This window comes from Streptomyces wedmorensis, assembly GCF_000716445.1.
Lineage (GTDB): Bacteria > Actinomycetota > Actinomycetes > Streptomycetales > Streptomycetaceae > Streptomyces > Streptomyces wedmorensis.
Window position 1 is genome coordinate 54910 of sequence record NZ_JNWK01000012.1, and the last position, 22212, is coordinate 77121.

24 protein-coding genes and 1 pseudogene are annotated in these 22212 nt (G+C 72.8%); 17 read left to right on the forward strand and 8 right to left on the reverse strand.

Annotation, left to right across the window (positions count from 1 at the left end; all coding sequences use genetic code 11):
• The first annotated feature begins 4 nt into the window (after positions 1-4).
• The 9 genes and pseudogenes from OO54_RS12545 (at position 5) to OO54_RS43010 (ending at position 4717) form a co-directional block, all read left to right on the forward strand.
• Complete coding sequence (locus OO54_RS12545; protein ID WP_033203007.1) at positions 5-190, forward strand: hypothetical protein; 186 nt, start codon at positions 5-7, stop codon at positions 188-190.
• Positions 187-570 (forward strand): DUF6251 family protein, encoded by a 384-nt coding sequence (locus tag OO54_RS12550; protein ID WP_033202930.1) that lies wholly within the window; start codon positions 187-189, stop codon positions 568-570. Before OO54_RS12545 ends, OO54_RS12550 begins: the two co-directional genes overlap by 4 nt.
• 70 nt (positions 571-640) lie before the next feature.
• A complete protein-coding gene (locus OO54_RS12555; protein WP_033202931.1) occupies positions 641-1084 on the forward strand; it encodes an NUDIX domain-containing protein in 444 nt (147 codons plus the stop codon).
• Positions 1084-1275 carry a DUF6257 family protein gene (locus OO54_RS12560; RefSeq protein WP_033202932.1) on the forward strand — a complete coding sequence of 64 codons (192 nt, stop codon included), beginning with the start codon at positions 1084-1086 and terminating at the stop codon, positions 1273-1275. Before OO54_RS12555 ends, OO54_RS12560 begins: the two co-directional genes overlap by 1 nt.
• Before the next feature lie 125 nt (positions 1276-1400).
• Positions 1401-1589 carry a hypothetical protein gene (locus OO54_RS12565; protein ID WP_033202933.1) on the forward strand — a complete coding sequence of 63 codons (189 nt, stop codon included), beginning with the start codon at positions 1401-1403 and terminating at the stop codon, positions 1587-1589.
• Positions 1590-1679: 90 nt separating this feature from the next.
• Positions 1680-3758 (forward strand): annotated as a pseudogene (locus OO54_RS41485) (cell division protein FtsK).
• Between the two features lie 150 nt (positions 3759-3908).
• The gene (locus OO54_RS12575) at positions 3909-4154 is read left to right on the forward strand and encodes a hypothetical protein (protein WP_033202934.1); all 246 of its coding nucleotides are present in this window, start codon (positions 3909-3911) and stop codon (positions 4152-4154) included.
• A gap of 23 nt (positions 4155-4177) precedes the next feature.
• Positions 4178-4366 carry a hypothetical protein gene (locus tag OO54_RS12580; protein WP_033202935.1) on the forward strand — a complete coding sequence of 63 codons (189 nt, stop codon included), beginning with the start codon at positions 4178-4180 and terminating at the stop codon, positions 4364-4366.
• Between the two features lie 93 nt (positions 4367-4459).
• The gene (locus tag OO54_RS43010) at positions 4460-4717 is read left to right on the forward strand and encodes a hypothetical protein (RefSeq protein WP_063738273.1); all 258 of its coding nucleotides are present in this window, start codon (positions 4460-4462) and stop codon (positions 4715-4717) included.
• A gap of 60 nt (positions 4718-4777) precedes the next feature.
• Here OO54_RS43010 and OO54_RS12590 read toward each other — a convergent pair whose 3' ends face one another.
• Positions 4778-5788, reverse strand: a complete 1011-nt coding sequence (locus OO54_RS12590) for an SRA domain-containing endonuclease (protein ID WP_033202936.1) — start codon at positions 5786-5788, stop codon at positions 4778-4780.
• 138 nt (positions 5789-5926) lie between these two features.
• Here OO54_RS12590 and OO54_RS12595 point away from each other — a divergent pair, with 138 nt between their 5' ends.
• From OO54_RS12595 to OO54_RS12615, 5 genes are all read left to right on the forward strand, one after another.
• Entirely contained in the window at positions 5927-6802 is an 876-nt protein-coding gene (locus tag OO54_RS12595; protein WP_051786888.1) for a bifunctional DNA primase/polymerase, read from the forward strand.
• A 1-nt stretch (position 6803) separates the two neighbouring features.
• A complete protein-coding gene (locus OO54_RS12600; protein ID WP_033202937.1) occupies positions 6804-8276 on the forward strand; it encodes a hypothetical protein in 1473 nt (490 codons plus the stop codon).
• A gap of 493 nt (positions 8277-8769) precedes the next feature.
• Positions 8770-8997 (forward strand): helix-turn-helix domain-containing protein, encoded by a 228-nt coding sequence (locus OO54_RS12605; protein WP_033202938.1) that lies wholly within the window; start codon positions 8770-8772, stop codon positions 8995-8997.
• Positions 8998-9064: 67 nt separating this feature from the next.
• The gene (locus OO54_RS12610; protein ID WP_033202939.1) at positions 9065-10234 is read left to right on the forward strand and encodes a site-specific integrase; all 1170 of its coding nucleotides are present in this window, start codon (positions 9065-9067) and stop codon (positions 10232-10234) included.
• A 230-nt stretch (positions 10235-10464) separates the two neighbouring features.
• Positions 10465-11673 carry a low temperature requirement protein A gene (locus tag OO54_RS12615; protein ID WP_033202940.1) on the forward strand — a complete coding sequence of 403 codons (1209 nt, stop codon included), beginning with the start codon at positions 10465-10467 and terminating at the stop codon, positions 11671-11673.
• Positions 11674-11751: 78 nt separating this feature from the next.
• Here the strand turns inward: OO54_RS12615 and OO54_RS45840 are convergent, their stop codons facing one another.
• The 4 genes from OO54_RS45840 to OO54_RS12630 all read right to left on the reverse strand — a co-directional run bounded on the left by OO54_RS45840 (position 11752) and on the right by OO54_RS12630 (position 15240).
• The gene (locus tag OO54_RS45840; protein ID WP_157856465.1) at positions 11752-11904 is read right to left on the reverse strand and encodes a hypothetical protein; all 153 of its coding nucleotides are present in this window, start codon (positions 11902-11904) and stop codon (positions 11752-11754) included.
• Between the two features lie 59 nt (positions 11905-11963).
• Positions 11964-12338 (reverse strand): hypothetical protein, encoded by a 375-nt coding sequence (locus OO54_RS12620; RefSeq protein WP_033202941.1) that lies wholly within the window; start codon positions 12336-12338, stop codon positions 11964-11966.
• A gap of 154 nt (positions 12339-12492) precedes the next feature.
• Entirely contained in the window at positions 12493-14634 is a 2142-nt protein-coding gene (locus tag OO54_RS12625; protein ID WP_033202942.1) for a phage holin family protein, read from the reverse strand.
• A 201-nt stretch (positions 14635-14835) separates the two neighbouring features.
• On the reverse strand, positions 14836-15240 hold the full coding sequence (locus tag OO54_RS12630) for a recombinase family protein (RefSeq protein ID WP_033202943.1): 405 nt from the start codon (positions 15238-15240) through the stop codon (positions 14836-14838).
• A 134-nt stretch (positions 15241-15374) separates the two neighbouring features.
• Here OO54_RS12630 and OO54_RS12635 point away from each other — a divergent pair, with 134 nt between their 5' ends.
• Positions 15375-16154, forward strand: a complete 780-nt coding sequence (locus OO54_RS12635; protein WP_017236761.1) for an MBL fold metallo-hydrolase — start codon at positions 15375-15377, stop codon at positions 16152-16154.
• Entirely contained in the window at positions 16151-16882 is a 732-nt protein-coding gene (locus tag OO54_RS12640; RefSeq protein WP_033202944.1) for a DedA family protein, read from the forward strand. The genes OO54_RS12635 and OO54_RS12640 overlap by 4 nt, the downstream gene beginning before the upstream one ends.
• On the opposite strand, the gene OO54_RS12645 is transcribed toward OO54_RS12640, so the two are convergent.
• From OO54_RS12645 to OO54_RS12655, 3 genes are all read right to left on the reverse strand, one after another.
• The gene (locus OO54_RS12645) at positions 16862-17920 is read right to left on the reverse strand and encodes an MBL fold metallo-hydrolase (RefSeq protein WP_033202945.1); all 1059 of its coding nucleotides are present in this window, start codon (positions 17918-17920) and stop codon (positions 16862-16864) included. The two genes, OO54_RS12640 and OO54_RS12645, sit on opposite strands and share 21 nt — an antisense overlap.
• Before the next feature lie 173 nt (positions 17921-18093).
• Complete coding sequence (locus OO54_RS12650) at positions 18094-19326, reverse strand: aminotransferase class I/II-fold pyridoxal phosphate-dependent enzyme (protein WP_033202946.1); 1233 nt, start codon at positions 19324-19326, stop codon at positions 18094-18096.
• Between the two features lie 82 nt (positions 19327-19408).
• Positions 19409-20611: a sulfite oxidase gene (locus tag OO54_RS12655; protein ID WP_033202947.1), complete on the reverse strand. Its 1203-nt coding sequence runs from the start codon at positions 20609-20611 to the stop codon at positions 19409-19411.
• Positions 20612-20908: 297 nt separating this feature from the next.
• On the opposite strand from OO54_RS12655, the gene OO54_RS12660 reads away from it, so the two are divergent.
• On the forward strand, positions 20909-21745 hold the full coding sequence (locus OO54_RS12660; RefSeq protein WP_033202948.1) for a methyltransferase domain-containing protein: 837 nt from the start codon (positions 20909-20911) through the stop codon (positions 21743-21745).
• Positions 21746-22212 lie beyond the last annotated feature (467 nt).

A 22212-nucleotide genomic window follows, 5' to 3' on the forward strand; every position in this document is an offset into this window, starting at 1 on the left:
CCCCATGAGCGACGACGAGCTGTTCATCGCCTACATGCGCTCCTTCGAGGAGTCCGCCAAGCACACCGGCCTCTGCCTGGACTGCCAGGACGGCGAGCCGTGCATCGAGGGCGACCCCATCCACACCGAGTTCACCCGCCTCCAGGACGCCTGGACGCAGAAGGTCCGAGCCGAAGGGAAGCGGCCGTGAACAACTTGCCTGAGCCGGTCCGGGTCGTGCAGCTCCCGGACGGCACCTACACCTACGCCGACCACCTCCCCACCCCGATCCAGCCGACCGCCGCCGCCCCGCAGGTGGTGCATCAGCACATCCACCAGGCGCCGCCGGACCGCACCGTTCAGCGGATCGCGCTCGGCTCCGGCATCGGCGCCGGCACGGTGGCCGCCGGGGTCTACTTCGGCCCCTTGCTCGTCGGCGCGCTCACCGCCATCGCCGCGAACCTCGCGCTGCTCGCGTTCCTCGCCGCCGTCCTCGCCTGGGGCGTCGTGAGCGTCGTGAAGTCGATCGGTGGCCCGGACGGCAAGGCCGCGGCCAAGACCCTGAGCAAGGCCCGGAAGCGCCGTCGCTGACGGCTGCCCGATCCGCCCGACCCGTTCGGGCGGTGAGGGGAGCCGGGACAGCCCCGGCCGAAAGGACGACATGACCGAGACCGAAACGTTCGAGACCGTCCGCTACACCGCCGACGTCGTCGTCACCACCACCGACGGGTACGTCCTGCTGATCGCGCGGGGCTGGGACCCGTTCAAGGGTCAGTGGGCGCTGCCCGGCGGGCACGTCGACCCGGGCGAGACGAGCATGGTCGCCGCCGCCCGCGAACTCGCCGAGGAAGCCGGTGTGTACGCGGCACCGGAAGAGCTGGACCAGCTCGGCGTCTGGGACCAGCCCGACCGGGACCCGCGCGGCAGGTACGTGACCGTCGCCTACCACCTGGAGGTCGTGTCCGGCACGCCCATCGAGGCGGGCGACGACGCGACCCACGCCCAGTGGTGGCCCCTGAGCGACCTCCCGCAGGTGGCCTTCGACCACGCCGCCATCATCCGCCGCGCCGTCGCCACGATCACGCAGACGAAGGAGAACCACTGATGCCGCAGGACCCGAACTACCCCAAGCTCACCGCCGGAGAGCACGCCCGGATCGCGTGGAACGTGGCCCGCATGTGCAAGCGGTCCATCGCCGGCGACACCGTCCACCAGGGCGACCTGGAGAAGAAGGTCGACCGCATCATCGACCGCGCCCGCAAGCGTGCCGACCAGAACGACGGCAAGCGCAAGTAGCGACGCCCCGCGGACGGCCATCCCCGGGCAAGGAACAGCGCCATCCCCTGACACCCTCCCTCCACCGCTTTCGAGCGCCAGGAGAGGAGCCGTGGCCGCATCCCGAATCACACAGGAGGAGCCGAGTGGGCGCCCCACTGTTGACCTGGAAATTCACCGTCGAAGCGACCGACAGCAAGGGCCGCCTGGGTAAGCACAGCGGCCTTGTCGACTCCCACAGCGAGGCATCCGCCCGTGAGGGCGTCATCGAGTCCGTGCAGGCCGCCGGCTACCGGCCCTGCGGCGTGGTGACCCTCAAGCCCAAGCGCAAGTAGCTACGCCCCGGGGACGGCCGTCCCGGCCAAGGAAACCGCGCCGTCCCCGGGTCCCTCCCTCGCCCTTTCGAGCAGCAGGAGAACCACAGCATGACCGAGACGCCCACGGCCGCACACCTGCGGCCCGTGCCCGACATGGACCACGACGACGAGACGCCCACTGCGCCGACGATGGTGGACAACCCGTCCCTGCCCGACCCGAAGGTGACCATAGAGAAGCGCAAGCCGGTCCTCGCCGGATGGCTCACCAACCGGCGCGACTTCCTCGCCACCACCCGCCACACCGGCGCGAACGTCGGCTACGCGGCGCTCTACCACGGCGTCCGCATCCCCGTGTATGCCGGACGCCTTGCCCTGATGTCGCCGCGGGGAACCTGCCGGTTCATCGCCTCCACCAACCGGTGGGTGTGGGACCGGGAGGCCGCGCCGCTGCGCGACTACGCGGTGCGCACGGAGGACGTGGAGGAGTACATGCGGCTGTCCAAGCTGCGCGCCGGCCGTATCCGGCTGCGCGGTCTGGTCACCCTCGTCTCCCTCGTCTTCGGCGCCGGTTTCGCCCTGTGGCTGTACGTCGTCGCCCCCGCCTACCTGTTCGTGTTCGCCACCGGTGGGGTGCTGCTGCTCGGCATGGCCGGACAGCAGCCCGACTCCCCGGTCGTCGGCCCCGCGGTGCTGAAGACGGAGATCCAGAAGCTCACCGGGTCGATCGTGCTCCGGGGTCTGGACTCGATCGGCAACGCGAAGATCTCCGCCGCCATCAAGAAGGGCGGCGACATGAACGGCCTGCGCTTCACCAGCGAGATCGTCCGCGACGGGCCCGGCTACCGCGCCGACCTCGACCTGCCCTACGGCGTCACGCCGTAGGACATCATGGAGGCCCGCAAGCCCCTCGCGTCCGGTCTGCGGCGCAAGGTCGGCTGCGTGTGGCCCTCGCCCGACCCCACCGAGCACGAGGGCCGTCTCGTCCTGTGGGTGGGGGACAAGCCGATGAACGAGACCACCAAACCGGCATGGCCCCTGCTCAAGACCGGCATGGTCGATCTGTTCAAGCCGGTCGTGTTCGGCAACGACCAGCGGATGCGGGACGTGAGCGTGACGCTGATGTTCGCGGCCGTCGTCGTCGGCTCCGTCCCCCGCATGGGCAAGACATTCCTGATGCGGCTGCTGCTACTCATCGCCGCCCTCGACCCGCGCGCGGAGATCCACGCATTCGACTTCAAGGGCACCGGCGACTTCGGCGCCCTGGAACCGGTCTGCCACCGCTACCGGGCCGGTGAGGAGGACGACGACATCAGCTACGTCGTCGAATCGCTGCGGGAGCTGAAGGAAGAGCTGCGCCGCCGGGCGAAGGTCATCAAGTCCCTGCCGCGCTCGCGCTGCCCCGAGTCGAAGGTCACCCCCGCCCTCGCGGACGACAAGTCACTCGGGCTGCACCCGATCGTCGTCGGGTTCGACGAGTGCCAGGTGCCCTTCGAGCACGGCGAGCACGGGGCGGAGATCGAAGCGATCTGCACCGACCTCGTCAAGCGCGGCCCCGCCCTCGGCATCGTCACGCTCTTCGGAACGCAGCGGCCGGACGCAAAGTCGCTGCCGACCGGCATCTCGGCGAACGCGATCCTGCGGTTCTGCCTGAAGGTGATGGGGCAGCCCGCCAACGACATGGTGCTGGGCACCTCGATGTACAAGTCGGGCTACCGGGCCACGATGTTCTCCCGCTCCGACCGGGGCATCTGCTGGATGGCCGGCGAGGGCGACGACCCCCGCATCGTCGCCTCCGCGTTCGTCGACGCCGTCGCCGCCGAGCAGGTCGTCGCGCGGGCCCGCAAGGCCCGCGAGGACTACGGCAACGTCACCGGCCACGCCATCGGCAAGGGCCCCGACAAGACCACCGGATCCAACATCCTCGCCGACGTCCTCGACGTCATCCTCGACGGCGAGAAGGCCGTGTGGTGCGAGCGCATCGCCATCCGCCTGACGATGCTCCGCCCGGACACGTACGCGGGCTGGAAGGGCGAGAACGTCACCGCGGCCCTCAAGCCCTACGGCATCAAGCCCGGACAGGTCTGGGGCCAGACCGACGACGGCAAGGGCGCCAACCGGCGCGGCATCGACCGCACCGACATCACCGACGCCGTCACCCGCCGTAACGCCGATCGGGCCGCCGCCTGACCCGAGCAGCACCGCTAGACCTAGCAGCCCCGGCCGCTAGGTCTAGCAGCCGCGCTAGCACACCAAATGGGCGCTGACCTGCGCACTAGCGTCTAGCGGCCCACCTGCGAGAACCCCTGGAAACCACCCCTGGAGGGGGAGAGACCACCCATGCTCACCGCTAGTGCCCTGCTCCTGCTCGCCATCCTCGCCGGTTACTCCCTGTTGTGCGCGGCGTCCCCGTTCGGGACCTGCCGCAAGTGCCAGGGACTCGGCGGCAAGGTCGTCCTCGACCGCAAGCGCCGCCCCAAGAAGACCAAGCCGTGCCGACGCTGCAAGGGCCACGGCAAGCGACTCCGTGTCGGCCGGCGCCTGACCAACCACAGCCGCGCCATCCACCGCGCCGGCACCCGCTGACCCACGTCGAAGGAGATACCGCCATGGCCGTGACCGTCTCCCTGGTCGCGCTCTTCGGACTCGTCCTGTTCTTCCTCCTGCGCTCCAAGTCCCTCAGCCCCGGAGCGGCGTTCACCGCCGCCGGGTTCGGCTTCTTCCTCGCCTCCACCGGCGCCGCCAAGCCCATCAACCAGCTCACCGAATCCCTCATCCAGACCGTCCAGAACCTCTGACCGGCCATGGCCCCGCTCGTCGACTGGGGAGACGCCCGGCACTTCGATCACACCCGGGACCGGCCCTGCTGCCTATGCGGCAGGCCGACCCCGATGCGGTCCCACGCCGGAGAGTCCGTCCACAAGGTGTGCGCCGAGGACTGGAACGCCACCCACCCCGGAGAGCCCCGCCGCTATACCCCGCCCTCGAAGGACCGGTCGCAGCACGACGTCGGCACCTGGCGCTTCCACAACGACGGCCCCACCACCGACAAGCGCGCACCCGTCCTGACCCCGGTCACCACCGACCCTCCGCCGCCCGTCGTCGATGTCGACGTCGATCCAGGGCAGCGCGACCTGTTCGCCGCGTAACAGCAACAAGGGCGGCCCCGTCTCACCAAAGACCGGGGCCGCCCTCTTCTCCGGCTGTGCCTAGGAAGGCAGCGGGAAGCCGGAGAATCCGTCTTCCGTCTGGTAGACGAGGTGCACTCCCTGCGAGACGAGCAAGTCCTTGAGGTCAGCACTCGGCTCGCTCGGCAGGAGCACAGCCACCCGCAAGCCGGCACCCTCGAACTTCTCGACATGACGCCGGTAGTCCATCAACTGGCCGATAGCCAGCCGAATGTTGTGGCGAGTGGTGAGCCCCTTGCCCTCATACAGCACGTGGTCAGTGACGTCGTAGAGGTCCGGTGTCAGCGCACCAGGCTCGCCGGCGATCGTGATCTGGAACGTCTTGTGCGCATGGCCAGCCGCAGCAAGGTGCTTCTTGAACGCCTCAACCAACAGCCCCTCCCGAAGGTTCACCGTCTTCAGACCGCCGACCACGTTGGCGATCGTCTGGGTGGCCGTGAACTGCTCGGAGCTCTTCGCCTTGACGCTCGTCTGCGCCGGGATCACCAACTGCGGGGGCGCGTCGATCTCCTCGATGGCCGTAGTGGTGGCCGCGGGCAGGCGGTCCTGCTCCTTCCACACGGGAGTCGTACCGGGTGCAGGACGCAGGCGGAAGACCAGGACGGTCCGCTGCTTCTTGTCTTCACCGATGCCGGTACGGGTGACATACGGGGTGATCGGGTCGACGATCATCTGCCCGATGTACCGCTGCCGCTTCTGGCCGGAGTCCGGCACCTTGCCGTCTGCCACAAAGAGGTGCACTTCGCGGCCAGCCTCGGCGTGGTTGTGCAGGGACTTGTTCCGGCTCTTGAGTTCCTGGTTTCCCGACTTCCCGTACCCGGTGTACAGGTACAGCGGCCCGTACTCGTCGTCCTCGGCGCGGCCATCGAACGTGTAGCCGTACTCCTCGCCCGCGGACGGGTCGGAGTAGACAAACACCTTCTTCGCTTCCACAGCCGGCTCAATGCCCTGGAAGGTTCCACAGCCGAACGCCGCTGCAATCTCATCGCGCGTCGTGAGCAAGCCCGGCACAAGGTCAACGGTCGTCGTCATGCCGCGACCATAACCGCCCCCTCTGACACCCCGCCGCCTCTTATCTCCGCGGACAGGGAAGAGGGCGGCCCCCGTCTCGCCAAATTCCGGGGCCGCCCTCGCTAACCAGTACTTCTCACGGAACTGGAGACACCCAGCATGACCCAACCCACCCTCATCCGGCGAGACGTCCGGACCGACGATCACCTCAACGTGGCCCTGCGGCTGGCCGCCGGCGGTCTGCCGGTCCTGCCGCTGCGCGCCGGGAAGGGCCCGTTCGGCAACTGCTCGACGTGCGCGGACAACGCCTGCGGCGGACGGCCGAACATGAAGACCCCCGGCCCCTGCGCCTGCCCGTTCCCGTGCCACGCCTGGGCCGCCGCCACCACCGACCCGCACGTCATCTCTTCCCCGGCCTGGACGGCCGCATGGCGCCGTGCCGGGGCCGTGGCCTACCACCCCGGCGGCGCCGGAGTCACCGTGGTCGACCTCGACGACACCGACGCCGTCGACTGGGCCCGCACCACCCTGCCGTCCACCCGCACGGTGGTCACGACGCGCGGTGAACACTGGATCTACGAGGGCACCATGCGCTCCGTGAACGGCGTCCGCGCGGGTGTCGACCTGAAGTCGTCGATGTCCTACGCCCGGTGGCTCGGCCCCGGCACCTGCACGATGGCGGCACTGCCGGACGTCGTGCGCGCGCTCGCCGAGAAGAGGCCCACCGCCATCCTGCCGGCGCCGCGCACCGTCGTCGTGCCCGCGCCCGCCGGGGGCGGACGGTGCCCGCACCGCTCGCCCGCCTACCTGGAGCGCGGGATCGCCATGGCCGAGCAGCGCATCACAGGCGCGGCGAGCGCGGTCCACGCGACGGTGTACCGGACGTTCCTGGCCGTGCTCTCCGCGCACGGCCGGTGCGGCTGCCTCACCGAATCGCACATCGACCGACTGTTCACCGCCGCGCAGGCCAAGGGGGAGTCCCCGCGGCACTGCACGGACGCCTGGACCAACGCCCGCACGGCTCTGGGGATGTGACATGTCCGAGGACGACAAGACCCCGGCACGCCAGGTCATCACCGACTACGCGCAGGCCCACTTCCGGTACTTCCGGACCGTCGACGGCACCGTGTACGCGCAAAAGAACGGCCACCCCGTGGCCCGCCCCATCCGCTCCCAGGGCACGACCGGGAGCCACCGGCAGGAACTCATGGTCGGCCTGTTCCGCGACGGGCACGGCGTCTTCAACGGAACCGCCCTCAAGGAGGCACTCGACTTGATCGAAGCGCTCGCGCTGAACGAGGACGTACAACCCACCCACATCCGCGTCGCCCCCGGCTTCGACGGCGCAACCTGGCTCGACCTGGGCCGCGACGACGGAAAGTCGGTCCGCATCCACCCCACCGGCTGGAAGATCCTCACCCCCGACCCCCGCGAGGTGTCCTGGCGGCGCACCCAGCTCACCGGCGAGCTTCCGCTGCCCGTCGAGAAGACCAACGGCAAGGGCATCGACCTGCTGATGCGCCTGTGCAACTTCGCCAACGCCCAGGGCGAGAGCCTGGCCCTGGCCTGGCTGATCGGCTGCCTGGGACCGTCCGCGCCCGTCCCGGCCCCGTTCCTCACCGGCCCCCAGGGCGCGGGCAAGTCCACCGCCGGCCGGATGCTCGTACGGATCATCGAGGGCATGAGCGGCGACCTGCGCCGCGCCCCGAAGGACGAGGAGAACCTGATCACGGCCGTCGCGGCCGGATGGGTCACCGCCCTGGACAACCTCTCCCACCTCGGCCCGGACCTGTCCGACCTCATGTGCTGCATCGTCACCGGCGCCGAGACCATCAAACGCGCCCTGTTCACCGACGGCGACGTCGTCCGCTCCCGATACCGGCGCCCGCTGCTGCTGACCGGCATCGACGTCGGCGTCATCCGCCCCGACCTCGCCGAACGACTCCTCCCCCTCCGCCTGGAGCGCCCGCGGGTGCGGCGCACCGAGGCGGAACTGTGGGCGGAGTTCGAAGACGTGCTGCCCGTCATCCTCGGTTCCGTCCTCGACCTGACCGTCCAGGTCCGCTCCGCTCAGGCCGACATCCCCACCGACCTGCGCATGGCCGACTTCGCCCACCTCTGCGCCCGGCTCGACGCCGCGGGCAGTCTCGGCGCGCTGGACGCCTACCGGGCCAGTCTCGACGACCTTAACGACGACGTCATCGAAGGCGACCTGCTCGCCCAGACCGTCCTCAAGCACGCCGCCGGCATCGACCCGGGCACGGAGGTCCGGATGACGTCTTCGGAGTGGCTGCACGGCCTCACCCAGCTCTACAGCGGCGAGGACATCCGCCCGCTGCCCAAGGGGTGGCCGACGACCGGCAAGGTCCTCTCTGACCGCCTCAAGCGCCTCCAGCCCGTCCTCGCCGCCCGCGGCGTCCTCGTCGACTGGGGCCGCACCCGCACCGCCCGCTACATCGAGATGACCCGCCCCACGCCCCCGGCCGACGAGCAGGGGCCGATGTTCTGACCCGAACCACCGCGAGCGCTCGTGCACAGGCAAGAGGAGCACCCCCGCCCGGCCCGGGGTGCTCCTCTTGCTGTTCTGGCGGCAGCGCCGCCCCTTGGAGAACGTGCCGCGCAGCGGCTCCCTCTTCACGACCGAAGGCGCACCCCAACACAGACACCTCCCTCTCTTTTCCTAAGAGAGGAGACACTGCGTCACCTGTGTCACCGGCGGCCCGAAAACCGCCGGTGAGCTGTGGTGACGTGGGGTGACGCAGAACCTGCTTCTTGTGTCACCCCACGTCACCCGCGTCACCGGTGACAGAGACCAGCGTCATCAGTGACACAGCCTGCAGAGCCCTACGTCACTGAAAACCTCAGGTCAGCCGCGTGCGCGACACGGATGACGCCGTGACGCAGAAATCCTGACCTCGGACAGATGCATCCGCTCCGAGGAGCCACCGAACTTCACCCCTGGCGCCTAGAACCACCAACCCGCAGCGAGCCGAAGGAGCCCGATGGCAACCACCACGACGCCCCCGCCCGTCACCTCCATGCCGCTCCAACGGCGGCTGCACCCCGTTCCCGATGCCGCCTACGTGCTCGGCTTCGAGCGCACCACCGCGTGGGAGGAGATCCGCCTCGGCCGCCTCCGGACCGTTCGCGTCGGCCGGCGCCGGCTCGTACCCACGGAGTACATCGAGGAGTACATCGAGCTGCTGAAGCGCGAAGCCGACGCCGCCTGACAAGCCGACACCCCGGAGGCCGCGCCGTCAGGCACGGCCTCCTCCGTTTCCGAGAGGCCCTCACACCTTGACCAACAGCGACCCCACACCGCGCAAGAAGGCGGCGAATGGTGAGGACTCGATCTACTGGGACAAGTCCAAGAACCGATACATCGGCGCCATCTCGCTCGGGTACGAGCCGAACGGGAATCGACGACGCTCGAAGGTCTCGGGGAAGACGAAGACGGAAGTTCGAAGCAAGCTCCGCAAGCTCAGGGGCGAGCTGGAGGTGGGCGTTCAGTCCTCCGCGAAGAACACCGTCGAGACCGCCGTGAACACCTGGCTCAACCGCGGCCTGCGCGGCCGGGACGAATCCAGCGTCAAGATGTACCGAAGCTTGGCCAAGAACCACGTCATCCCCGACCTGGGGAAGGCCCGTGTTCACGAACTCTCCTCCGATGAGGTCGACGAATGGCTGACGGCGAAGTCCGAAGAGATCTCCCACGAGACTCTGAAGAGGATCCGTTCCGTTCTCCGTCGGTCGATCGCCCTGGCTCAACGCGACGGGAAAGTAGCGCGAAACGTCGTCGAGTTCGTCGAACTGCCACAGGGAAAGGAGGGCCGACCCAGTAAGTCCCTTTCCTTGGAGGAGGCGCACGCCGTCCTTCACACCAGGCAGGGAAGCTGGATCCACGCCTATGTAGTGCTGGCGTTGCTCGTGGGTGTCCGCACGGAGGAGGAACGGCCCCTCACCTGGTCCCATGTCCACATCGACACCGCGGGCGATGACCGCCCCTACGTCGACGTATGGCGGTCGGTCAGGAAGAAGGGCGAGACGAAGACACGCAAGAGCAAACGGTCACTGACCATGCCTCACCATGCGGCTGTTGTCCTGACACGGCATCGCCAGACGCAGCAGGAACAGTGCGCCGCCGACGGGGTCGAGTGGTCCGAGGAGCGACTTGTCTTTGGCCACCTCGACGGCACGCAGCGGAGTTCGACGAACGTCCTGCGCGAGCTGCGGTCCCTACTCAAGAGCGCCGGCCTCTCGGCGCCGAAGGCCTGGACGACCCGAGAGCTCCGCACGAGTTTCGTCTCTCTCCTGTCGGACCACGGGACGCCGATCGAAGTCATCGCCAGACTGGTCGGTCACAGCGGTACCGCGACGACGGAGACGGTCTACCGCAAGCAGATCCGTCCCGTGATCACGGAGGGGGCGGAAGCGATGGATGAGATCTTCCGCCCCAGCAAGGCGTAACTGACCCGCCGTGGCTCCCTACTTGGCTCCCCCACCGTCCTTTCAGCCCTAGCCGATGGCTGCGACCTGGGATTACGGCGCCCAGTAGCGAGCCACGGCGTTACCCGTGAGGTAATGCGGCCCTCCGGCCTTGCGGGGGGCCGGAGTTCGGGCGGGGCGCCGCTGGGGGACGGCCGTGGGTATCCTCGCGCCGGGTGGCCGAGAGCGGTCCCCCGGAGGGGGAGACAGAGATGGCGTGGAACAGGGAACGGGCCCGTTTGGTGGCCACCGCGGACGATCACAAGGTGACGCCGGCGGAACTCTTCTTCGACCTGGTGTTCGTGTACGCGATCACGCAGGTCACGGCCCTGATGGCGGCGGCGCCCTCGCCGGTGCGGGTGGTCGGCGGCATGGTCGTGCTGGCGCTGCTCTGGTGGTGCTGGTGCTGCTTCGCATGGCTGGGGAACGTCGTGAGGGCCGACTCCGGCGCCCTGTTCGCCGTCCTCGTGACGGTGATGGCAGTCGTCCTGATCGTGTCGCTCGCCGTGCCCCAGGTCTTCGCGGACACTCACGGCGGGCTGTCGGAACCACTGCTCTTCGTGCTCTGCTACGGAGCGGTCCGCGTCCTGCACCTCGCCTCGTACTGGATCTCCAGCCCCGGCGACGTCGCCCTGCGCGCCACCCTGCGGCGTACGGCGCTGGTGTCGGTGGCTCCCCCGCTGGTGCTGCTGCTGATCGGCAGCGCGTACAGCGGCCGGGTGCAACTCCTGCTGTGGCTCGGCGCGGTGGCCGTGGACTACGGCGGCGTCTACGTCACGGGCTCCTCCGGCTGGCGGGTCACCTCGCCCGGGCACTTCGCCGAGCGCCACGGCCTGATCGTGATCATCGCGCTCGGCGAGTCCATCGTGGCGATGGGCGTCGGGGTCTCCGGCTTCCCCCTCACCTTCGCCGTGCTCGGCGCCTCCGCCGCCGGGCTGCTCCTGTCGGCCGGGCTGTGGCGGCTGTACTTCCGCCAGCTCGGCGAGGCCGCCGAGCACCGCCTGACCTCGCTCGACGGAGACGACCGCACCCGCTTCGCCCGCGACGTCTACACCTTCCTGCACCTCCCGCTCGTCGCCGGCGTCGTCCTGTGCGCCCTCGGCATGAAGAAGGTCCTCCAGCAGGTCGCCGACACCGGACACCACGGTCTCGCCGAGCCCCTGCACGGGGTCGTCGCCTGGTCCCTGACCGGCGGCGTCGGTGTCTTCCTCCTCGGCTCGGCCGCCATCGTGCTGCGCACCTCGGGCCGCCGCCCCACCGCCCTCGCGGCCGGCGGCGTCTGCTGCCTGGCGGCCGGCCCGCTGGTCGGCCTCGTCCCCGCGCTCCTCGCCCTCGCCGTCCTCGCCACCGTCGCGGCGGCCCTGGTCGGCCTGCACGGCCGGCGTACGCCGGCGCCGGTGGGCGCGGTGGAGGCGGCCTGATCCGGGACGCCGCGCACGGGGCGGCCCGCGGCCGGGCGGCGGTACGGCAGCCGCCCGGCCGCGGGGGATGCCGCCGGTTCAGCGGGCGCGCTTCTCCGGCGGCGTCGGCGGTTCGGGCACCGGGGCGGGTGCCGGGGCCGCGGCGTCCGCCGCGGAACGGTCGGCGCGCTGGGCACGCGAGGCCTCCGCGCGCAGCAGGGCCTGGAGGACGGCGTACGGGTCGACGGGCATGACGAAGCTCCTCGTGGTGCGGGGGTGATGGAGGGGGACTGCCGAGAGGCGCGGGCCTCTCAGCAGCGCATCACCACACGCCGGAGCGCGTCGCCGCGCGGGGCGGGTACGAGGACGGGCGCGGGGGTTCGACGGCGCACGGGGGCGCCGTGGGGTCCGCGGCCGGAGCGGGCGGGCCGCAGGCCGGTGCGGTGCCGGCGGGTCCGGCCGGTGAGTCCGGCATCGGCGCCGGCCGGGTCGTGCGTCTCGCCGCCCGGGTCGGACGCCGGGGACGCGGCCGCCGCGCGGAGTTCGACGGCGGGGAGGCCGGCCGTGGCGCCGGCGCCGCACAGCGCGGCGAGGACCAGGAGCAGCGCGATCAAGCGGTGGCCGGCCCTGTCCGGGCGCGCCCGCCGCCCCGCCGGGGCGGCGGGCGCGGCGGTCGGTCCGGACACGGGGCTCACGGAGATCCGTACTGCCCCGTCCGGCGGCGCCGGCGGCGCCGGGAAGGCGAGTTCCGCCCGGGCGGCCTACAGCGGGGGCGCCGGATTCACCGCACCGGCGGTCACTCCGCCGACCTCGTCCGGTAACGGCGGACAGGCGTCCGCATCAGTGGTTCTTGTCCGGCACGACCGGCCCGTCGATCGGAAGAGCTGATTCCGATTCGCGTGTGGGCGGAGAAGTCTCCAGGGGTACCTGGGGACCCGACGACTCGCGGAGCCAGCGTCGCAGGACGCGGTGGACGTGCTCGGCGCCGACGAGTTCCCCGCCCGGGGCGACGGGCGGCGAGAGGTCCGGCGGCGACAGCAGGAAGGGCTGCGACTGCTCGCCGCCGAGGCCGCCGTGGGAGCCGATCTGCTCCTCGAAGGCGTGCACGGTCCCGGTCGCCGGGTCGTACATCGAGTTGACCATGATGTCGGCGACGTGCGGGAAGCCGTCGGTGCGCCGTACGGCCTGTGCCGCGCCCGGTCCGAAGACGGCCAGCGGGCCGTCGTCGGCGAGCTCGGCGACCGGCACCTCGGCCCCGTCGCGGGCGAGGACCACGGAGCCGTGCTCGGCGCTCGCCACGAGGACGAAGCCGACGCCCGGATGGTGCGCGAGGGTGCGCAGGAGCGCCGGGTGGCGCCGGTCGATCTCCTCGCGGGTCATCCGGTGCGGCACGTCGGGGAAGGAGACGAGACCGAGGTTGCCCGAGGCGAGCACCACCGGTTCCGACGGCCGCGCGGGCAGCTCTCGCGCCGTCTCGCCGGTCTCGTCGACCGGCCGGTGCAGCGCGCTGCGCAGCGCGTCCCTCGCGGCGTCCCGCGCTTCCGAACCGCTGCGGGTACGGCGCACCCGGCGCGGCACCGGAAGCCCGCACCCGGCCCGCACGAGGTCCTTGAGCGTCAGCCCGTACGCCCCTTCGAAGGTCTCGCCGGGACTCTGCCCGTGGTCGGAGAGGAGCACGATCCGGTACGGCCGCGGGGCGTGCTCCGCGACGGTGGCGATGAGCCCGATCGCGCGGTCGAGCCGGCGCAGCACCTGGTCGGTGTCACGACCGTGCGGGCCCGAGTGGTGCGCCACCTCGTCGTAGGCCACCAGGTCGGCGTAGACGGCGGTCCGCCCGGCCAGCATGTCGCCCATCACGGCGGAGACGACGACGTCCCGCTCGACGACCGTCGCGAAGGCGCGGACGAAGGGGTACGTGCCGCCGCGCGAGACCCGCGGGGTCTGCCGGCGCAGCCGGGCCCGGGTCGACTGGCACACCTCGCGGACGCACTCGGTGACGAGCGATCCGGCGGTGCGGACGGCGTTGGCCGGGTCGGAGAAGTAGGCGAAGTAGCCGGCCCGGGAGCGGTTGCGCCGGCCGCGCCGCGCGGCCATCGAGAGGACGAGCGCGAGCTGGTCGGCACCGCCGCTGAAGAGGTTGCCGCGGGAGGCGCCGTCGAAGGTGAGCAGCCCGCCGTCGCCGGTGCGGCGCACGGCCCGGCGCTGGAGCTCGACGGCACTGGCCGGCCGGTTCGACACCATCAGGCGGCCGGTGTCCTTCTCGTACCAGCGGAAGGCGGGCACGTCCTCGTTGGAGCCGTGCAGGATGCCGAGCTGGCTGGCGCCGGTCTGGCTCGACCAGTCGGTGCGCCAGGGCGTGAGCCGGTGCCCGGCCTCCAGCCAGCCCGCGACGGTCGGCATGAGGCCGTCGGCGACGGCTCCCCGCAGCACGTGGTGGCCGACGCCGTCCAGCTGGAGGAAGACGGTCCCGGGGACCGCTTCCGGCGCGTCGCCCGGGTCGCGGGGCCGGGTGCGGCCGGTGAGCCGGTACAGCCGGCGGCGGTAGGCGTCGTCGTCGCGGACGGCCAGGCCCGTGGAGGTGGCGGAGGCGACGGCGGACATCACCGCGGCGACCACGACGGCGGTCTCCGGGTCGGCGGCGCCACGCCCGTCGGGGATCAGCCAGAGCGCGACGAGCAGCATCGAGCCGTTGAGGAAGAAGACGAGCAGGCCGAGGAGGAGTGCGGGGACGAGCAGCAGGGCCCGGACGAGCACCGGCCAGACCAGCGCGCCGAGCAGACCGAACGCGCCCGCGGCCGTGGCGGCGGTGAGCGCGGTCCTCGTGAAGCTGTCGCCGTCGGCGGACTGGAGCTGGAAGTCGGGCAGCAGACCGGCCAGGACGAGCATGGTGAGCGTGGACACCGCCCAGACCGCGGCCACCCGCGCCACCGTCCTGCCCGCGGACCGCCAGCGGTCGGCGCCACCCCATCGCCCGTCACCCACGCCCGCTTCACCTTTCACCCGTTTCCTGTCCCAAGCGTGGCACAACGCCCAGGACCGGTGCGGTGAACGGATGACGGCGGGCGGCCCGGGTGTGTCAGGTCGACCGCGGACGACGACCGGTCAGGAGCCGTCGCGCCGGGCCCGTCAGGAGCCGTCGCGTCGAGCCCGCCGGACGGGAGCCGCCGCGCCGGACCCGGCTCGTCAGGAGCCGTCGTACCCCGCGGTCGGCATGGAGAGGCGGCGGTGGACGCCCGCCTTGGCCGCCGCGTCGTAGGACGGCTCGTCGGGTCGGACGGTCTCCAGCCGCACCCCGCGCCGCTCGCACTCGGCGCGGAAGCCGGGGACGGAGGTCAGCGCGCGGGCGAGGACGCGCTCGTTGGCGGCGACGAAGAGGTCGACCGCCCCCGCGTCCACGTCGGCCCAGAGCGCCTCGTGGTCGGGCCGGATGTCGTAGAACAGCAGCTGGCGGGCGATCACGTAGCCCATGTCGTCGGCCCAGCGGGCGCAGATCGCGTGCTGGCCGCGCGTGTCGACAAGGAAGGGGTCGCTGTCCAGCTCTTCGAGCGGGGTGAGGCTGGCGATCGCCGCCACCCGAACGTCGTCCATGGACCGACCCTACTGGGGAACGGCACGGCCGAACATCCTCCGGAGCGCTCTCCGGACATTTACCCTCGTTACGGAGTTACGGAACGGCCGCGGACATCGGGCACGGCGGCCGGGCCCCGAGGAGGGAAGGCGGCATGCCGGTGGAGGTCACCTGGTGGGGTCACGCGACCTGCACGGTCGAGGACTCCGGGGTCCGCTTCCTCACCGACCCGCTGTTCGCCCGGCGGCTCGCCCATCTGCGGCGGCGGCGCGGCGCCCTGCCGCCGCCCGAGGCCGCCCGCGCCGAGGCCGTCCTCGTGTCGCACCTGCACGCCGACCACCTCCATCTGCCCTCGCTCGCCCGGCTCGCGCCCGGCACCCGGCTCGTCGTGCCGCGCGGGGCTCCCGCCGCCGTGCCGGGCCTCCGCAGGCTCGGCGCCGACGGGCTGCGACTGACCGAGGTGGAGCCCGGCGACACGGTGACGGTGGAGGGCGTGACGGTACGGGCCGTGCCGGCGCTCCACGACGGGCGGCGCCTACCGCTCGGGCCGCACCGCGCTCCCGCGCTCGGGTACGTCGTCGAGGGCGAGGCGCGGACGTACTTCGCCGGCGACACCGGCCTGTTCGACGGAATGGCGGAGGCGGTGGGGCCGGTGGACGTGGCGCTGCTGCCGGTCGGCGGCTGGGGCCCGTACCTCGGGCACGGCCACCTCGACGCGGGCCGCGCGGCCGAGGCGCTCGCCGCGCTCTCCCCGGCCGCGGCGGTCCCTGTGCACTACGGCACGTACTGGCCGATCGGGCTCGACGGCGTCCGTCCGCACGAGTTCCACGCCCCGGGGGACGAGTTCGTACGGCACGCCTCGCGGCTCGCCCCGAAGGTGGCGGTCCACCTGCTCGGCCACGGCGACCGGGTGCGGCCGGAGGTCGCTCGGTGATCGCTGGGGTCACCGGGGTGGTGACGGCGGTGCGGGAGCTGGCGCCGGAGTCGACGCAGCAGGCCGTCGGCTACCCGTCGCTGTTCCTGCTCGTCGCGCTGGGCGCGCTGGTGCCGATCGTGCCCACGGGCGCGATCGTCAGCTCGGCCGCGGTGGTCGCCTTCCACCAGACGTCGCCGCTGGCGCTGCTCCACGTCTTCCTGGTGGCGTCGCTCGCCGCGTGGCTCGGCGACACGGCCCTGTACTGGCTGGGGCAGCGCGGGGTCCGTTCCCACAACGGCTCGCGGTGGCTCGCCGCCCTGCGCGGCCGGGTCACGCCGGAGCGGCTCGCCCAGGCACAGGAGCGGCTCGAGACCCATCGGGTGTCGGTGCTCGTGCTGTCCCGCCTGGTGCCGGCGGGGCGGATCCCGGTGATGCTGGCCTGCCTGCTCTCCGAGATGCCGCTGCGCCGCTTCGCCCGGGGCGACCTGGCGGCCTGCCTGGCGTGGGCGGCGACGTACCAGCTGATCGGGATCCTGGGCGGTTCACTCTTCCCCGAGCCCTGGCAGGGGGTCGTGGCGGCGGTGGCACTGACGGTGCTGGTCAGCGCGGTCCCGGGCCTGTGGCGGCGGATCCGCGGAAGGCGTCGGCCCGACGGGGCAGGGGCCGCGGGGGACGCCGCGCCCGGGAACGAGGCGTCGGGCGACGGACTGCCCGGGAACGGCGTGTCAGGGCACGAGCACCCGTGAGCCGCCGACCGGCAGGTCCCACAGCTCCTCGCGGGGCAGCCCGGCCTTCTCCCAGGCGGCCCTGACCCGGGTGAGGGGTTCGAGGACGGGCTCGGAGGAGAGGACGAAGGTCGCCCAGTGCATGGGGGCCATCCGCCGCGCCCCGAGGTCCTGGTGGGCGCGGACGGCCTCCTCCGGATCGGTGTGGACGTCGCTGAGCCACCAGCGCGGGTCGTACGCCCCGATGGGGAGCAGTGCCAGGTCGATCCCGGGGTAGCGGCGGCCGATCTCGGCGAACCAGTGGCCGTACCCGGTGTCCCCGGCGAAGTGGACGCGGCGCCCGGAGCGGTCGGTGAGGACCCAACCGCCCCACAGGGAACGGCAGGTGTCCAGGAGGGTGCGCTTGGACCAGTGGTGCGCGGGGACGAAGTCGAAGCGCACGCCGTCGAGTTCGGCCGCCTCCCACCAGTCGAGCTCGGTGACGCGGAGGAACCCCCGTCGGGCGAACCAGCGGCCGAGTCCGGCCGGGACGAAGACCGGGGTGTGCCGGGGCAGCCGCTTCAGGGTGGGGGCGTCGAGGTGGTCGAAGTGGTTGTGGCTGATGACGACGGCGTCGACGGCCGGCAGGTCCTCCCAGCGGACCCCGACCGGGGTGAGCCGCGCCGGGGTGCCGAAGATCCGCCGGGACCAGACGGGGTCGGTGAGGACGGTGATTCCGCCGATGCGCAGGACCCAACTGGCGTGACCCGCCCAGGTGACGGCGAGCGTGTCGGGACCGGCGGGCGGCAGCGGACCGGGCTCGAAGGGCAGCAGGGGGATGTCGCGGAGCCCTTCGGGACGGGGGCGCACGGCGCCCTCGCGGGCGAGGCGCGCCAGGGCCCGGACGCCGGGGAGCGGCGCGGTGAGCCGGTCGACGAAGGTCCGGGGCCAGTCGTGCCGCAGCCGGCCGACGGGCTGGAGAACGGGGGTCGGTGCCGGGGCGGGCGCGGGAGCCGTGGCGGGGTCGGGGTGGGGCGGGACCTGGGCGGCCCGGGCGGGATGTGCCGTCCGTTCGGTCATCTGCGGGCTCCGTTCTGCGCGGCTCGTGCGGGTCGTCGCCGGTGCGGCGGGCGGGGTGCGGGGATCCGCCGCTGCGGGGTGCCGGGCGCCGGGCACCCGAGCGGGGTGCGGGGTGCCGGGTACCAGTGCGGGGTGCGCGGTTCGAGGCCCGCTCGGGGGCCGGTCGGGCGCCGTCACCGGAGTTCCTCCAGGGCCCCTCCGAACTCCGCGAGCTTCCGAGCCACATGGGGCAGCTCCAGCGGGTCCCGAGCGTCGAGGGTCTCGGCGCGCTCCTCCTCGGTGGTGCCCAGGAACATGATGGTGCCGAACCTGACGCGGAGCGCGCCGAGTTCGTCGCCGAAGCGGTGGCCGCCGGGGACGGGGGCGCCGAGCCGCGCGGTGAGGTGGCTCTCCAGCTCCAGGGAGTCGGTGACGCCCCGGGCGGCGAGACCGGCCCGGAGTGGTCCGAGGTCGGCGTAGAGGTGGCGGCCCGCCTGCGGGGGCCGGGCGAGGGCCCCGGCGGCGCGCACGGCGCGGTGCGCGGCCGCGGCGAGCCGCCCGTGGACGACGGCGGCGTACCGGGCCCGTACGGTGACGTCCTCGGGCTCGTCGAGGGCGTGCGCGGCGGCGGGGGCCACCGGGCCGGGGACGACGGCGCCGAGGGCGGTGAGCACGTCGAGGACGCGGGCTCTGCGGTCGGTCCAGCGGTCGGCGCGCGAGGGATCCGTGGGCGGGAAGCGGGCGACGGCGCAGGGCCAGGCGGTCGGGGTGAGGGCGCCGCCGAGGTCGGTGAGGACGGTGACGTCGTCGGGGCACATCTCGGCGGGGCCGAGGAGCACGGTGTCGTGCGGGGCGTGGAGGGTGTCGCGCCAGGTCTCGTCGCTGATGACGTGCAGCCCCTCGGCGACGGCGGCCTCGCAGGCCTCGCGGACGATCTCGGGCGGGGCGACGGTGGCGGTGGGGTCGTCGGCGACGGAGAGCAGCAGGACCCGGGGGTCGCCGCCCTCGGCGCGGACGCGCCGGACCGTCTCCAGGAGGGCGTACGGGTCGGGGACGCCGCCGCACTCGGCGGGGGTGGGCACGTGGTACGCCGGGCGGCCGAGGAGCCGGGCCTGCGGGGTCCACCAGGCGGGGCAGGGGCGGGGCAGGAGGAGGTCGCCGCCGTGGGCGGCGAGCAGGGCCAGGAGGAGGGCCGGGGCGCCGGGGGCGGCGACCACGTCCTCGGGGTGGGTGCGCAGGCCGCGGCGCCACCAGTAGCCGGCGGCGGCCTCCCGGAGGACGGGCCCGCCGCCGGGAGGCTCGGAGACCGTCCGCGCGGCGGCCGCGGCGAGGAGGGCGGCGAGTCCGGGCAGGACGGGCAGGCCGGTGTCGGGCGCGGGAGGGCCGTAGCGCACCGGGCCGCGGCCTTCCGGAGCCGTCTGCCGCATGTCCCGTACCTCCTGAGCGCACGGGGGCGCCGGGCGGGCACCCCCGTGCCCTTTATACGAAGGTTCGGGCGGTTCCGCCGCTTCAGACGACGGTGATCGGGTGACGCACGACCGCGTTGAAGAGGTACCCCTGGGTGTTGTGGACGGCCCGCTCGGGCTGGGTGTTGCCGGCGGTGTCGGTGGTACGGGAGAGCAGGGTGACGGGTCCGGTGGTGTGCGGGCGCCACGGCACGGTCCAGCGGACCCAGCCGCCCCGGCGCGGGGTGTCGAGGAGCCGGGCGTGCCGCCAGTGGGCGCCGCCGTCGGTGGAGACCTCGACGGTCCGCACGGGCGCGAGGGCGGACCAGGCGCGCCCGGTGAGCCGGTGGACGCGGCCGGACTCCAGGGTGGCGCCGAAGGGCAGCTGATAGGCGGACTTGAGGGTCTGGCGGCTGATCGGGGCGCTGCCACCGGCGGGGTGCGCGGCGCCGAAGAGGCGGTACCAGTCGGTGGTCCAGGGCGAGCCGAGCGGGCGGGTGGAGACCTCGATGTCGCCGAGCCACTTGATCGAGGCGATGCCGACCCAGTTCGGCACGACGAGCCGGACCGGGTGGCCGTGGTCGTACGGCAGCGGCTCGCCGTTCATCTCGTACGCGAGGATCACGTCGTCGAAGGCCTTGGCGACCGGCAGCGGGCGCCGCACCCGGCCGTAGTCGACGCCGCCGGAGACGTACGGGTCGTCGAGGCCGCGCGGCTGCACGTCGACGGCGTCGTGGGCGATCCCGGCGCGCCGCAGCACGTCGGAGAGGCGGACGCCGCGCCAGCGGGCCGCCCCGACGGCGCCGAGGGTCCAGGAGGTGCCGGTGACCGGCTCGCCCTGCTGGCTCGTGTAGAGGCTGCGGCCGTTTCCGGCGCACTCGATCAGGGCCGTCCGGGTGACGGACGGCAGGTCGCGCAGCTGTCCGTAGGTGAAGTGGACGGGGCTGCGGCCGTGGAGCCCGTCGCCCCAGAGGGTCAGCCGCCAGTCGGCGGCGTCGAGGACGGGGGTGCTGGTGTGGTTGCGGACGAAGAAGCGCTCGGCGGGGGTGAGGAGGCCGGTGTCCGCGAAGGCGTCGAACCGCGCCTCGGCGTTGGTGCCCCGGACGGTGAAGTACTCGGTCGGGAGCGCCTTGACGATCCCGGGCGCGGCGGCGGCCGTCGTGGCGTGCGCGGGCGCGGCGGCGAGCCCGCCGACGGCGGACACCGCGGGGCCCGCCGCGATCAGCTTGAGGAGGGAGCGGCGGGCGGGCGCGGGCGAGTACGGCACGGGACTCCTCGGCACGGGGGACGGACGGGCCGCCGGACGGCGGCGCGCCGATCCTAGGGGCACGGACCGGTTCCGCACGGGCCGTTCACAGGGCTGCAATACACGGATTCGTCAGGTCGGGCGCACGGGTCGCCGGTGAGGCGCGGATTCCGGCGTGGCGGCCGGGTGTGCGGCGAACTCCGGGACGGGCAGGCCCTGTTCAAACACCACTCTGTCCACAATGCAGGACGCCTATCTCAATATCCGGCCGCCGCACGTACGGTGGGGGCACGCACCCACTCCGAGGGAGTCGCTTCCATGACGCACGCCTCCGCACCGTCGACGGCCCACGAGACCGCCGTCTACACCCATGGCCACCACGAGTCCGTCCTGCGCTCTCACACCTGGCGCACCGCCGCCAACTCGGCGGCCTATCTGCTGCCGGAACTGCGGTCGGGACTCGACGTCCTGGACGTCGGCTGCGGCCCCGGGACCATCACCGCCGACCTGGCCGCCCTGGTGGCGCCCGGCCGCGTGACCGCGGTCGACGCGGCCGAGGACGTCCTGGCCAAGGCCCGTGCCGTGGCCGCCGAACGCGGCCTGGAGAACGTCGAGTTCGCCGTCGCCGACGTCCACGCCCTGGACTTCCCCGATGACTCCTTCGACGTCGTCCACGCCCATCAGGTACTCCAGCACGTCGGCGACCCGGTCCAGGCGCTGCGCGAGATGCGGCGGGTGTGCCGGCCCGGCGGTGTCGTCGCCGCCCGCGACAGCGACTACGGGGCCTTCGCGTGGTACCCCGAGCGGCCCGCGCTGGACGGGTGGCTCGACCTGTACCACCGGGTCGCCCGCGCCAACGGCGGCGAACCGGACGCCGGCCGGCGGCTGTTCGCCTGGGCCCGGCGGGCCGGCTTCACCGACGTCACGACCACGGCCGGCACCTGGTGTTACGCCACCCCGGAGGAGCGCGCCTGGTGGAGCGGCCTGTGGGCGGACCGTACGACCGCGTCCGTCTACGCCGAACTGGCCGTGTCGGGCGGCCACGCGACCGCCGCCGAACTGGCCTCGATCGGCGAGGCCTGGCGGGAGTGGGGCGAGCAGGAGGACGCCTGGTTCATGGTCCCGCACGGCGAGATCCTGTGCCGGGTCCCCTGACGGCCCCGACGGGGCCGGACCGCGTCAGTCCCGGAAGAAGTCGTGGAACCCGAGGCAGTCCGGGTCCTGGGAGGGGCAGCTCGGATGCGGCGTGCGGTCCGGCTCCGGTGGGGCGGGCTTCGGGTTCCGCCGAGCCGGCCCCACCGGCGGCGCCATCTCGAACCCGCCGCACAGGCACGCCCCGCAGACCCCGGAGAACCGCGGCTCGGCATGACGGAAGCGCGGATGCCCGCACCGGCACTCGGCCGTCGCCCAGGACGCCGTCTCCGGACCCCCGTCCCTCCGTGGCCCGCGCCACGTCGCCTTCGCCACGCGGAGTACCCGGCCCGGCGCCGGAACCGGCCCGGCCCCGCACCCGTCCGCGTCGCGCCCCTCCCCCGTCGTCCGTCCACGGTACCGTCGCCCGGCGCGCTGCGGCCGGCTCGGGTGCCATCCCGCCGCGCCGCCTCCGGGCACTCACCCGCCGG

Bases quoted from the DNA above. Each gene is read 5' to 3' on its own strand.
- OO54_RS12545 (WP_033203007.1), top strand. From the start codon at position 5: ATGAGCGACGACGAGCTGTTCATCGCCTACATGCGCTCCTTCGAGGAG.
- OO54_RS12555 (WP_033202931.1), top strand. From the start codon at position 641: ATGACCGAGACCGAAACGTTCGAGACCGTCCGCTACACCGCCGACGTC.
- OO54_RS12560 (WP_033202932.1), top strand. From the start codon at position 1,084: ATGCCGCAGGACCCGAACTACCCCAAGCTCACCGCCGGAGAGCACGCC.
- OO54_RS12575 (WP_033202934.1), top strand. From the start codon at position 3,909: ATGCTCACCGCTAGTGCCCTGCTCCTGCTCGCCATCCTCGCCGGTTAC.
- OO54_RS12580 (WP_033202935.1), top strand. From the start codon at position 4,178: ATGGCCGTGACCGTCTCCCTGGTCGCGCTCTTCGGACTCGTCCTGTTC.
- OO54_RS43010 (WP_063738273.1), top strand. From the start codon at position 4,460: ATGCGGTCCCACGCCGGAGAGTCCGTCCACAAGGTGTGCGCCGAGGAC.
- OO54_RS12590 (WP_033202936.1), bottom strand. From the start codon at position 5,788: ATGACGACGACCGTTGACCTTGTGCCGGGCTTGCTCACGACGCGCGAT.
- OO54_RS12595 (WP_051786888.1), top strand. From the start codon at position 5,927: ATGACCCAACCCACCCTCATCCGGCGAGACGTCCGGACCGACGATCAC.
- OO54_RS12600 (WP_033202937.1), top strand. From the start codon at position 6,804: ATGTCCGAGGACGACAAGACCCCGGCACGCCAGGTCATCACCGACTAC.
- OO54_RS12605 (WP_033202938.1), top strand. From the start codon at position 8,770: ATGGCAACCACCACGACGCCCCCGCCCGTCACCTCCATGCCGCTCCAA.
- OO54_RS12615 (WP_033202940.1), top strand. From the start codon at position 10,465: ATGGCGTGGAACAGGGAACGGGCCCGTTTGGTGGCCACCGCGGACGAT.
- OO54_RS45840 (WP_157856465.1), bottom strand. From the start codon at position 11,904: ATGCCCGTCGACCCGTACGCCGTCCTCCAGGCCCTGCTGCGCGCGGAG.
- OO54_RS12630 (WP_033202943.1), bottom strand. From the start codon at position 15,240: ATGGACGACGTTCGGGTGGCGGCGATCGCCAGCCTCACCCCGCTCGAA.
- OO54_RS12635 (WP_017236761.1), top strand. From the start codon at position 15,375: ATGCCGGTGGAGGTCACCTGGTGGGGTCACGCGACCTGCACGGTCGAG.
- OO54_RS12645 (WP_033202945.1), bottom strand. From the start codon at position 17,920: ATGACCGAACGGACGGCACATCCCGCCCGGGCCGCCCAGGTCCCGCCC.
- OO54_RS12650 (WP_033202946.1), bottom strand. From the start codon at position 19,326: ATGCGGCAGACGGCTCCGGAAGGCCGCGGCCCGGTGCGCTACGGCCCT.
- OO54_RS12660 (WP_033202948.1), top strand. From the start codon at position 20,909: ATGACGCACGCCTCCGCACCGTCGACGGCCCACGAGACCGCCGTCTAC.